The organism is Paenibacillus sp. ISL-20 (assembly GCF_018613005.1).
Lineage (GTDB): Bacteria > Bacillota > Bacilli > Paenibacillales > Paenibacillaceae > Paenibacillus_AQ.
In genome coordinates this window covers 1-13,850 of sequence record NZ_JAGGRD010000076.1, presented here as the reverse complement: position 1 = coordinate 13,850, position 13,850 = coordinate 1, and the positions used below count along the sequence as shown (strand labels likewise).

General features: G+C 48.3%; 3 protein-coding genes. All 3 read left to right on the top strand.

Annotated features, from left to right (window positions below; translation table 11 throughout):
- A partial coding sequence (locus J7E85_RS32860) for a condensation domain-containing protein (protein WP_215164154.1) occupies positions 1 to 405 on the top strand: 405 nt, incomplete at its 5' end.
- A gap of 12 nt (positions 406 to 417) precedes the next feature.
- A complete protein-coding gene (locus J7E85_RS32855) occupies positions 418 to 11,619 on the top strand; it encodes a non-ribosomal peptide synthetase (RefSeq protein ID WP_215164153.1) in 11,202 nt (3,733 codons plus the stop codon).
- Positions 11,620 to 11,645: 26 nt separating this feature from the next.
- The coding region (locus J7E85_RS32850) for a non-ribosomal peptide synthetase (protein WP_251036221.1) at positions 11,646 to 13,850 on the top strand (2,205 nt) is incomplete at its 3' end.

Genomic DNA, 13,850 nt, shown 5'->3' with positions numbered 1-13,850 from the left:
GAGCATCAAGACTATCCGTTCGAGGAATTGGTTGACCAACTGAATCTGCCGCGAGAGACAGGGAGAAATCCATTGTTTGATGTCATGTTTATTATGCAAAACATGGATGATAGCGGTCTGCATACTGACGATGCGAAATTTACGACGTATGAGATGATTCGCAATATTGCAAAGCTGGACCTGTCTCTCGAAGTAATCGAAGAAGCAGAGGAACTGGAACTTCATTTTGAGTACAAAACATGTTTGTTTGACAAGCAAACGATCGAAACCGTTATGAATCACTTTAATGAACTGCTGGATCAAATTGCGCAAAATAATCAAGTAATGCTTAAAGATATTGAGCTTACAAGCAAAGTAAAGAAGCGTAAATCAATAAAACTGGATCTTATGGATTTTATGGTGTAAAGGAGTGTTGGAATGAAACAATCCCCATTATCAAGCATTATCGCTTCTTCTAGTGAATTTGAAGCAGAGAAAGCATTTTGGACGAAACTTTTAGAAGGAAGCGAGCCCAGCGCTTTTCCATATGATTTGGTGAATGCCGGACCAAGCAGAGAAACAATAGAAGAATATCGTTGTGACGTTCCGAACGAAGTTGCAAAAAAATTGTTAACGTTCAGCAATCACTCTAACTATGGATTGTTTATTGCGCTGTTATCTTCAATAAAGTTTTTACTATATAGTTATACCGGCACCAAAGATCTCTTAGTAGGAATTCCTGTGTTCAGGCAAGAGGATGATTCGCCCTTAATAAATAATCTGCTGCCCATTCGGACAAAAATAAGCGACAAGGAAATTTTGAAAGACTGGGTGCAGCGTATTAAAGAAATGATAGTGCAAGCAAATGAAAATGAGAACTATCCAATCCATACTATTACTGCGGTTCCCGGGGGTAGCGACAGCTACCCCGTCAGGGTAATCGTTGCATTGGATGCTATCCATGACCTGGAATTGGTAACGCCGAGCGAATTTGATGCCGTTTTTAATTTTCATAGAAATGGAGACAGTTTATCTCTAAGCGTATTTTACAGCGCCAATAAATACCGCTTTGAGACTATACAATCTTTAAGCGTGTATTTATTAAGGTATTTAGAGCTTATAGCTCATAACTTAAATACAAAAATAGAATTAATAGAACTGCTGTCCGATGCGGAAAAGCAACAGCTGCTAGATGAATTTAACGATACTGAAGCCGCTTATCCGGAAACAACGATCCATCGGTTGTTTGAAGAGCAGGCGCAGCGCAGCCCTGAACAAACGGCAATTGTTTTTGAAGAGCAAAGGCTGACCTATCGGGAATTGAATGCCCGAGCGAACCAGATCGCGAGGTATTTGCGGAAAATGGGCGTTGTTCAAGATCAAACAGTAGCGATTGTGATGGAACGCTCACTAGAAATGATTGTGGGAATACTGGGGATTTTAAAAGCCGGCGCAGCGTATTTGCCGATTGATCCGGAATACCCGGCAGATCGGATCGCATTTATGTTAGAAGACAGCAGCTCGGACTGCGTTGTTATTCAAAGCCATTTAAGCAAATGCATTCCGAAAACCTATACTGGCAAGATCCTTGATTTAAACAGCGGGGAGTTCCATATAGAGGACGAGGCCAATCCAGACTATGAGTGCGCGTTAACCAGTTTAGCTTACGTAATCTATACCTCGGGAACGACTGGAAACCCTAAAGGGGTTATGATTGAACATCGCAATATCTCCAATACGTTGCAGTGGAGAAGAGAGATGTACGGGCTTGCTTGCAGCGATACGGTTGTTGTAGCCACACCTTTTGTTTTTGATGCATTTGTAACGAGTATGTTTACAACGTTAATCTCTGGAGCATCGGCCGTCCTTACCGAGATCAACGAGTTTATTAATCGGCTAAATCATGGCGGGGCTGAGGGGACAGAGGGGACAGAGATTACTCATTTTATCGGGACTCCTTCTATGTACTCATTAATGCTTGAGCATGCGCTGCCTAAGCGGCTTGAAGGATTGAAGCAAGTTACACTTGGCGGAGAACCGTTAAGCAATAACCTTATTGATAAAACAGCGCGGATACTGCCGCAAGCGGAAATCATTAATGAATATGGTCCGACTGAGAACAGCGTAGTGGCTACCGTATACAGGGTAGAGCAGGGAAAGCAAAGCATACGCACGATTGGAAAGCCGATCAGTAATACTAAAATATATATAGTCGATGAATCCAACCGGTTAAAGCCGGTTGGGTTTTCAGGAGAGTTATGTATAGCTGGCATGGGTGTGGCGCGCGGCTATCTTAATAATTCAGAGCTAACGGCGTCTAAGTTTGTTGCAAGTCCGTTCGGAGCGGAGGAGCGGATGTACCGAACAGGCGACCTGGCAAGGTGGATGCCGGATGGAAATATTGAATTTTTAGGCCGGGTTGATCATCAGGTGAAAATTCGGGGCTACCGGATCGAGCTGGGCGAAATTGAAGCGCAGCTGCTGAGAAACGAGGGAATCCGGGAAGCAGTCGTAACCGCGAGGGAAGACGAGAGCGGAACGGGATACTTGTGCGCATATGTGGTGAGCGAGACGGAAATGACGGCAGATGAACTGCGGCAACAGGCAGGTGAAGGGGTGCCGGAGTACATGATTCCAAGCGTGTTTGTGCGCTTGGCTGAAATCCCGTTGACGAAAAATGGCAAGGTGGATCGGAAAGCGTTGCCGGAGCCGGATGACAGCATAAAGAGCGGGGCTGCGTATGTATCGCCGCGCAATGAGACGGAAGAACGCTTGCTCATCATTTGGCAGTCGGTCTTGCAGGCGGACTTGATAGGAATGATGGATAACTTTTTTGCCTTGGGCGGTCATTCGTTGAAAGCGACGACACTGGTGGCGCGAATCAGCCAAGCTTTTGGCGTCGAAATTCCGCTGCGGGAAGTGTTTCAACGGCCAACGATTGCAGAAATGGCGGATTATATGGGGGCAGCGGAGAAAAAGCAGCAGCAGCGAATAGCTCCTGCATTGCCGCAAGTGTACTATCCGGCGACTTCCGCCCAAAGAAGATTGTTTGTTTTACAGCAATTCGATCCGGGAAATACGCATTATAACATATCAAACGCATTGCAAATGAAGGGCAGACTTGACCGGGGGCGGCTGGAGAAAGCGATGCAAGCGCTGATTGACCGGCATGAGGTGCTGCGGACGTCGATTGAAACATCAGAGGGAGAGATCATTCAACGGATTCACGAAACGGTGGACTTCCAAGTTGAATATGAGGAAGCGGACGAAAACGAAATCGAAGCGCGGATTACGGCGTTTGTGCGGCCGTTCGATTTAGGAAAAGCGCCGCTGCTGCGTGTGGGCGTTATTCAGGTGGCCGAAGAGAAGCACATGCTGCTGTTCGACATGCACCATATCATTTCCGACGGCGTATCGGCGAACGTAATCGCCCGTGAATTGTCGGCGTTGTATGCCGGAGAAGCGTTGCCTGAGCTGGCGATTCAGTACAAGGACTATGCGGTGTGGCAGCAGGAGCATGCGGCAAGCGAAGCGATGAAGCAGCAGGAAGCGTACTGGCTGAACCTGTACGCCGAAGGCGTGCCGGTGCTGAATTTGCCGACGGATTACGCGAGACCGGTGATGCAAAGCTTTGCCGGAGACCGGGTACGGTCGCGGGTGTCGAAGGAAGTGACGGAAGGCCTGCATCGCGTGGCAAAGGCGAGCGGCAGCACGTTGTACATGGTGTTGCTGTCGGCCTACAGCGCATTGCTCGGAAAATACAGCGGGCAGGAAGACGTGGTGATCGGCACGCCGATCGCGGGCAGAACCCATGCGGATGTGGAAGAAATGGTGGGGATGTTCGTCAATACGCTGGTGCTGCGGAGCCGTCCGGCGCCGGACAAACCGTTCACGGAGCTGTTGGCGGAAGTCAAAGAAGCGGCGCTGGACGCCTACGAGCATCAAGACTATCCGTTCGAGGAATTGGTCGACCGGCTGAATCTGCCGAGAGATACGGGCCGAAATGCGGTCTACGATGCGATGTTTGTATTGCAAAACATGGACATGCAGGCGCTGGAAATGGGCGATTTCGAGCTGGGCGCTTATGCAGATTCCGCTGGAACGGCCAAATGTGATATAACGCTGACGGCCATTGAAGAGGACGAAGAAATCGAGCTGGAGCTAGAGTACGGCAGCGCGCTGTTCCGCAAAGAGACGATCGAGAGAATGTCGGGTCATCTGCTGGCTTTGCTGAAAGCAATCGGAGAGCGTCCAGCAGCAGGCATAGGCAGCCTGGAGATGTTGACGGAGGAAGAAAAGCAGACGCTCCTGCACGACTTCAATGCGACGGAAGCGGCCTATCCGAAAGAGAAAACGATTCACCAACTGTTTGAAGAGCAGGTATTGCGTACGCCTGCCCAAACGGCAGTTGTATTTGAGTCGGCAGAGTTGACGTATGAAGAGTTAAATGCCCGTGCAAATCAGGTGGCGCGGCAATTGCGTTCCAAAGGAGTGGGACGCGACCGGATCGTGGGAATTATGGTAGAACGGTCGGCAGAGATGCTCGTAGGCATTCTGGGTATTTTGAAAGCGGGAGGCGCGTATTTGCCAATCGACCCGGAATATCCGGCGGACCGGATCGCGTACATGCTGGAAGATAGCGGTACGACATGGCTGGTGACGCAAGGCAGCTTGCGCGGACAAATTCCGTCTGCTTTTGGCGGCGAAGTGATTGATCTGCACAGTGAAGCTCTGTACGGAGGGGAAACGTCCAATCCGAACTATGCGTGCGAGCCGGACAGTTTGGCTTATGTAATCTATACCTCGGGTACGACAGGGCAGCCAAAGGGCGTTATGATTGAACATGCCCAGATCTCCAATACGTTGCAGTGGAGAAGGGACGAATATGCATTACAGAGCTTTCATAACATATTGCAATTATTTTCATTTGCTTTTGATGGTTTTGTAACAAGCCTGTTTACGCCAATTTTGTCCGGTTCAAAAGTGGTCTTGATACAAGAGGAGCTTGCACGAGATCCAATGGCAATCAAGCGCTTAATTTTAAAAGAAAAAATTACTCACTTTATATGTATTCCAAGCTTATATAGGTCTTTGCTGGAAATCATGACGACAGTAGAGAGCGAGCATCTCGTCCAGGTTACATTAGCAGGAGAACCGCTTACCGAGTCTGTTCTAAATCTGTCGTTTGAAAAGTTTCCTTCCGTAAAGATTATGAATGAGTACGGCCCTACAGAAAATAGCGTAGTTGCGACATATAAGGCAGTGACCGACCTGACTCATATAGGCATTATTGGCAAGCCAGTAGCAAATGCGCAGATATACGTGCTGGACAGGCTGTCCGATCGGATGCAGCCGATTGGGGTTCCGGGAGAACTGTGTATTGCGGGAAGCAGTTTGGCGCGCGGCTATCTTAACAATTCAAAATTAACCTCGTCCAAATTTGTCGCGAATCCGTTTGCTTCCGGGGAGCGGATGTACCGGACGGGGGATCTGGCGAGATGGATGCCGGACGGAAACATTGAGTTTCTAGGCCGAATCGATCATCAAGTGAAAATTCGGGGCTACCGGATTGAGCTGGGAGAAGTCGAAGCGCAGCTGCTGAAGCACGAACAAATCCGGGAAGCGGTCGTCAGCGCGAGGGAAGACGAAAGCGGAGCAAAATATTTGTGCGCGTACCTCGTGAGCGAAGAGGAACTGACGATAGCGGAGCTGCGCCAGCATATGGGAGCAGGGCTGCCGGAATATATGATTCCGGGCGCGTTCGTCCAGCTGGCGGAAATTCCGTTGACGCCAAATGGCAAAGTAGACCGAAAAGCGTTGCCGGAGCCGGATGGCAGCATGAAGAGCGGGGTCGCTTATGTGGCGCCGCGCAATAAAGCGGAAGAGCGGTTGCTGGTTATTTGGCAGTCGATTTTGCAGGCAGACACGATAGGGGTAATGGACAACTTCTTTGCTCTGGGCGGCCATTCGTTGAAAGCGACGACGCTGGTGGCGCGAATCAGCCAGGAGTTTGGGGCGGAAATGCCGCTGCGCGAAGTGTTCCAACGGCCGACGATTGCGGGGATGGCGGCGTATATGAAGGCAGCGGATATCAAGCAGCAGCTGCGAATCGCGCCGGCAGCGCCGCAGGCCTATTATCCGGCGACATCCGCGCAAAGAAGATTATTTGTTTTGCAGCAGTTTGATCCGGAAAATGTTAGCTATCATATTCCTGCTATATTCGTAGTTAGAGGCAGCTTGGATCCGGGCCGATTAAACAGGGCAGCCAGGCTTTTAGTAGATAGGCATGAGGCGCTGCGGACGTCGATTGAGACGGTAGAAGGAGAAATTGTCCAACGAATTCACGAAACGGCAGACTTCCAAGTTGAATACGGGGAAGCGGAAGAAGACGAGATTGAAGCGCGGGTTAAGTCGTTTGTGCGGCCATTTGACCTGGAGAAAGGACCGCTGCTGCGGGTCGGCGTTATTCAGGTGGCTGCGGAGAAGCATGTGCTGCTGTTCGACATGCATCATATCATTTCCGACGGCGTATCGGTGAACGTCATCGCCCGCGAATTGTCGGCGCTGTATGCAGGGAAAGAGCTGCCTGAGCTGGCGATTCAGTATAAGGATTATGCGGTCTGGCAGCAGCAACAGCACGCCGCAAGCGAGGAAATGAAGCGGCAGGAAGCATATTGGCTGAATCTGTACGCTGATGGCGTGCCGGTGCTCAATTTGCCGACGGATTATGCAAGACCGGTGATGCAAAGCTTCGAAGGAGATTGGGTGCGGGCGCGAGTGCCGAAGGAAGTGGCGGCGGGTCTGCGACATTTGGCGCAAGCGAGCGGCAGCACCTTGTATATGGTTTTGCTGTCGGCATACAGCGTGCTGCTCGGGAAGTATAGCGGGCAGGAAGAATTGGTAATCGGCACGCCGATCGCGGGCAGAACCCATGCGGACGTAGAAGAAATGGTGGGGATGTTCGTCAATACGCTGGTGCTGCGCAGCCGGCCGGCGCCAGACAAGCGGTTCACGGACCTGTTAACAGAAATTAAAGAAGCGTCGCTAGGCGCTTACGAGCATCAGGACTACCCGTTCGAGGAATTGGTCGATCGGCTGAATCTGCCGAGAGATATGGGGCGAAATCCCGTCTATGACACGATGTTTATGTTTCAAAACATGGATTTGCAAGCGCTGGAGATTGATGGCGCAAATTTGAGTCCATTTGAGATAGCCGGTCAAGTAGCGAAATGTGATTTGACCTTAATAGCCAGGGAAGAAGATGAAGAAATTGAGTTGCAACTGGATTTTGGAAGCAAATTATTTCAAAAAGAAACAATAGAAAGAATGATTGGTCATCTTCTGGAGCTGCTGAGAGCAGTTCAGGAGACGCCTGAAACCATTTTAAGCGATCTTGAGATTTTATCGGCAAGCGAGCGGCATACTTTGCTTCAAAGCTTTAATGACAATGAAGCCGCCTATCCAAAAGAGAAAACGATTCACCAGCTGTTTGAAGAGCAGGTCTTGCGCAGTCCCAAGCAAACGGCGGTTGTATTTGAATCGGCGCAATTGACGTATGAAGAGCTGAATGCCCGTGCAAATCAAATAGCCCGGCAATTGCAGGCCAAAGGGGTTGGCTGCGACCAAATTGTCGGGATCATGGTAGAACGATCGCTCGAAATGATCGTGGGTATTTTGGGTGTTTTGAAAGCGGGAGGCACGTACTTGCCGATCGATCCGGAATACCCGGCGGACCGGATTGCATACATGCTGGATGACAGCGGCGCTGCTTGGCTGGTTACGCAGGGCAATTTGAACGGGCAAATTCCGGATACATTTAGAGGCGAAGTGATCGACTTGCGCCAGGAAGCCGTATATGCGGGAGAAACGGCAAATCCGAATTATGCGTGCGAGCCGGGCAACCTGGCTTATGTGATTTACACATCAGGCACGACGGGACGTCCGAAGGGAGTCATGATTGAGCATGCCAGCTTGGTTAACTTTATACACGCAATTGATCAGGTATTAGAAAATGAGGATATTCATTCGTTTTTACAGATGACCAATATCACATTTGATATATCTGTTTTGGAAATATTATGTTCATTGTCTCGCGGGAAAAAAGTAGTTGTGAGCTTTGATGGCTACAATTTAGATAGATTGGTTTTAAAACAAGACAGAAAAAGTATCGATTTTAGCGTGTTCTTCTTTTCCACCTATCAAGGGGATCACAATAATTATGATTTATTGTTGGAGTGCGCGAAATATGCGGATGAAAATAATTATAAAGCAATATGGACGCCGGAAAGGCATTTCCATGAGTTCGGCGGATTATTTCCTAACCCGGCCGTAACGTCCGCCGCCCTGGCCATGACTACCCATTCCATTCAAATACGATCAGGCAGCGTAGTGTCTCCGCTGCATTCCTCAATTAGAATTGCCGAAGAATGGTCGATGGTGGACAACCTGTCAAAAGGCAGAATCGGGGTATCGTTTGCTTCGGGTTGGCATGCCAATGATTATGTGCTGAATCCGGGGAACTATGAAAAACGGAAAGAAATGATGTTCGATCAAATTGAAGAGGTTAGGAAGCTATGGAATAAGGAGGCGTATACCGCTCCAAACGGCTTAGGCGATGTCACATCTGTTGAAATCTATCCGAAGCCGGTGCAGAAACAATTGCCTGTCTGGGTGACCACTGCCGGGAATGAAGAGACTTATATTAAAGCAGGGGCGGCTGGAGCCAATATTTTAACTCATTTATTGGGTCAAGACTTGGGTGTTTTGCGAAAGAATATAGCTGCGTACCGAAAATCTTTAAAGGCCAATGGTTTTGATCCGTTATCCGGCATTGTGACTTTAATGGTGCATACCTTTATCGATGAGGATTTGGACCGTGCAAAGGAAAAAGTCAGAACGCCGTTCTATAGTTATCTAAAATCAAGCGCCGGATTAATCAGCAGTCTTTTTCCGGAAGAAAGCCATTCGGATGCGGCGGATAATGAACTGTATGAATTGGCATTCGAAATGTTTTGGGAGAGCTCGACTTTATTTGGCAATGCTGAAAAATGCGAGAAGCTGGTTGAAGAGTTTATTAGCGCGGGTGTTAATGAAGTAGCTTGTTTGGTTGACTTTGGGCTGGACGTTCAATCGATCAAAGAGGGATTGCGCCATCTCACAGAGCTTAGAAATCATTATGCCGATTTGGTTGAGACCGGCGAAAAGGATATGCCAGCAGGCCCAGTCGATGCCATGCAATGCACGCCGTCTAAATTGGTCATGCTGAATGAAGATATGGAATCAAAAGCGTTTATGAAGGATTTGAAAGCAATTTTAGTAGGAGGAGAACCGCTGCCGAGAGAATTGGTGCGAAAGACGAGAGAATTTACGGACGCAACGATTTATAACATGTACGGGCCGACTGAGACTACGGTATGGTCGAGCTCTTATAAAATAACGGAAGACAATAAAGTTTATATTGGAAAGCCGCTGTTAAATAACTATGTATATATTTTAAACGATAGATTAAGTTTGCTTCCGATAGGGCAAATTGGGGAAATACACATCGGCGGTGCAGGATTAGCCAGAGGGTATTGGAATAACCCGGATTTGACAGCTATGAAATTCATTGAAAATCCGTTCCGGCCTGGAGAAAAGATGTACAAAACGGGGGATCTCGCAAGATGGCTTCCGGGAGGAAATATAGAGTTTTTGGGAAGAATCGACCACCAGGTAAAAATTCGCGGCTACCGGATAGAGCTTGGAGAAATTGAAGCGCAGCTGTTGCGGCATCCACAGATCCGGGAAGCGGTGGTGAGCGCGCTGGAGGAACTGGAAGGGACAAAGTATCTGTGCGCGTATATCGTGACGGAATCCAAGCTGACTGTAACGGAACTGAGAAATTACATGGGAGAAATGCTGCCGGAATATATGATTCCCTCCTATTTTGTCCGGCTTTCCGAAATGCCTTTAACTTCTAACGGAAAAGTGGATCGCAAACTGCTGCCGCCGCCTGACGGAAGCTTGCAAAGTGAAACCAGCTATGTGGCGCCGCGCAATGAGGTCGAAGAACGGCTTTCCGATATATGGAAGTCGATATTGAAAGTGGATACTATTGGCGTGTTCGATCATTTCTTTGAGCATGGAGGCCATTCCTTAAAAGCGACTACGCTCGTAACTCGGATCACCCAAGAATTTGGGATAAAAATACCGTTGCGGGAAATGTTTCTTAGACCTACGATCGCAGGGCTGGCGGAATATATGGCAGTGGCAGAGAAAAAAGAGCAGTCAGCAATATTGCGAACGGAGCAAAAAGCCTATTACCCTGCTACATCAGCACAGCGAAGACTATTTGTGCTCCACCAGCTAGATCTGGAAAGCACGAGCTACAACGAACCAAAAGTATTCCTGTTAGAAGGTTCATTAAATAGACAACGATTTGAAGAAGCATTCCTTGCATTGATCAACAGGCACGAAATATTGCGAACTTCATTAGAAGCGCTAGACGGAGACGTTGTTCAAAAAATTCATGAAATCAAAACCTTCCAAATCGGGTTCCGGGAAGCTGCGGAGTCGGAAGTGGACGGTTTGATTAGAGCGTTTATAAGACCGTTCGATCTATCACAGCCGCCGTTGCTTCGGGTGGAATTAATTAAATGTAGTCAAGATAAGTATGTTTTGCTTTTGGATATTCACCATATCATTTCTGATGGAGTTTCAAGAGATATTATCATTCGTGATATTTTAGCCATTTATGCAGGGGAGTCCTTGCCAGAAGTAAGAGTTCAATATAAGGACTACGCGGTCTGGCAGCAAACGGCGGCTATAGCCGAAATGATGAAAAAACAAGAAGAATACTGGATGAGCGTATATAGCGGAGGCGTTCCGACGCTGGAGCTAACAACCGACTACGCAAGACCTGCTGTGCAAAATTTTGAAGGGTCGCGCATGCGGACAGTCGTGTCCAAGGATCTGACAGATGGATTGAATCGGCTTGCAAAAGAAAGCGGCTGCACCTTGTATATGGTTTTATTATCCGTTTACGGGACGCTGCTCGGGAAATATGCCGGTCAAGGCGATATTTCAATCGGAACTCCTATTGCAGGCAGAAATCATGCAGACGTGGAAGAAATGATCGGCATGTTCGTCAATACGCTAGTACTTCGTGTCCGTCCGGAGCAAGAAAAAACGTTCGAGCAGCTTCTAAAGGAAGTCAAAGAGATGGCGTTAGCAGCTTATGAAAATCAAGACTATCCATTTGAAGAGCTTGTAGAGAAGCTGAAATTACCGCGTGACGTTTCGAGAAATCCGTTATTTGATGTCATGTTTGTTTTGCAAAATACGGATACGGGGGCTCTTTCCACAAACGCCGATTTAGATGGAGTTCATGTTTCTGAATATGAAATGACTCAACAAACTGCGAAGTTTGACCTTTCCCTCGAAATTGCAGAAGAAGAGGAACAGCTTGTTATAAATCTTGTGTACCGTTCAACCTTATTTATGCAACAAACGATTGAACAGATGCTCGCAAATTACGTGAAAATTTTAGAGTTTATAACAAGCGAAAGTGATCTGAACATACAGCTGAGTGAGATAAAGATCGGAAACGATATCAGTAAGGTGAAAAATGTGATGCCAATTGATTCTGAATTTGTCTTCTAGTTGTTCTATCACAAGGAGGAATAGGTTTGTTAACAAGTCATGAAAAAAATATTATTACAACAAGCATAGAATTTGAGGCGGAAAAGAAGTACTGGTTGGAAAAGCTGGAGGGACAGCCTGTTGGCAGTACGTTTCCATATGATTTCCATACAGGCGACGGGTATCAGCTTAAAAATAAACTCTATTTTTTTCCGTCGGAGCTAGCAGGGAAAATAGAAAGGATAAGCAATAAATCTGATTATTTGTTCTACATGTTCCTCTTATCCGGCGTTAAATATTTACTTCATCGATTTAATGAGAGTACAGATTTGCTGGTGGGGATGCCTGTTTTTAAGCAGGATGCCGGAGTTGTTCTTATCAATGATAAAGTCTTTTTAAGAACGGATTATAATGATGCGAGTACGTTTAAAGAATGGCTTTCTCAAGTTAAAAATACGGTCAGCGAAGCTAATGAGAACCAAAATTACCCTTATTCTGTCATCCGCAATGTAATGGGACTAGAATTACGGATTATGGTGCTGCTTGACACTATACATGATCCGCAGCTCATTATTAATTCTGAATATGATATGGTTTTTTCGTTCCAAAAAGATGAAGAGTTATCGCTTGTTGTCTCTTACAATGCTCATTGCTATCGAAATGAGACGGTTAATTCAATTGTTTCGTTACTAAAAGGATACTTATCCACTGTTTTAGATGATTTTAATGCAACTATGCGTTCATTAGATATTTTGAGTGAAAATGAAAAACAGCTGCTGCTGCATGGTCTCAACGCAACGGAAGCTGCGTATCCGAGAGAAAAAACGATCCATCAGCTGTTCGAAGAGCAGGCGGAGAGAACGCCGGAAGCGGAAGCGGTCGTGTTTGAACAGACACGGCTCACGTACAGGGAGCTGAACAAGCGCGCGAACCGGCTGGCGTATAAGCTGCGTGAAAAAGGCGTACAGGCGGAGAGCCTGGTAGGCATTTTGATCGACCGTTCGGTTGAGATGGTGGTCAGCATGCTGGCGGTGCTGAAAGCGGGAGGCGCGTATGTGCCGATTGATCCGGATTATCCGGCGGATCGGATCGCTTATATGCTGGAAGACAGCGGAGCGGCATGGCTGCTCAGCCGGAAAGGGCTGGCGGAAGGGCTGGCCTATGTGGGAGAAATTATCGAAGTGGAACAGTCGGAATCCTGCGAGGAGCATGGGGACAACCTGCCTCCGGTGAATGAATCGAGTCACTTGGCGTACGTGATTTATACGTCGGGCACGACGGGGAAACCGAAGGGCGTATTGATTGAACACCGAAACGTAGTCCGCTTGCTGGTGAATGATCGCATGCCGTTTGACTTCAAGGAACAAGACGTATGGACGCTGTTCCACTCGTACTGCTTTGACTTCTCGGTATGGGAAATGTACGGGGCGCTGTTGTACGGAGGCCGTCTTGTGGTGGTATCCCGCACGGTGGCGCAAGATCCGGCGCGCTTTGTGGCGCTGTTGGACGAAGAGGGCGTAACGGTTTTGAACCAGACGCCGACGGCCTTCTACCAGGTGATTCGGGAAGAAGCGAAGCGCGAGGCGAGCCATTTGCAGATCCGCTACGTGATCTTCGGGGGAGAAGCGCTTGCGCCGATCCAACTGAAGCCATGGCGGGGAAAATATCCGGCGAGCCGTTTGGTCAATATGTACGGGATTACGGAAACGACGGTGCATGTGACGTACAAAGAAATCGGGGAGGTGGAGATCGCCTCGAACGCAAGTACGATCGGGAAGCCGATTCCAACGCTGGGCGCCTACATTTTGGATGGAAGCCAGCAGCTAGCGCCACTGGGTGTGGCAGGCGAGCTGTATGTAAGCGGGGAAGGCGTGGCACGCGGGTACTTGGGGCGGCCGGAGCTAACGGCGGAAAGATTCATTGCGAATCCATGGAAAGCGGGCGAGCGGCTGTATCGCACGGGAGATTTGGCGAAGTGGAACAGCAACGGCGAGCTGGAATACCGGGGCCGGATTGACCATCAGGTGAAGATCCGGGGTCATCGGATCGAGCTGGGCGAAATCGAAGCGACGCTGCTTGCGCATGAAACGGTGAAAGAATGCGTGGTGCTAGCCCTCGTCTCGAAAGAAGGAGACCGTTACCTGTGTGCATACTTCGTTAGCGAAGAGGAGCTGACGGCGTCGGAACTGCGGAAGCATCTGGGACAGACGCTGCCGGAGTACATGATTCCAAGCGCATATGTGCGTCTTTCG

Excerpts from the sequence above, each read along its gene's own strand:
- J7E85_RS32855 (WP_215164153.1), top strand. The coding sequence starts at position 418 with ATGAAACAATCCCCATTATCAAGCATTATCGCTTCTTCTAGTGAATTT.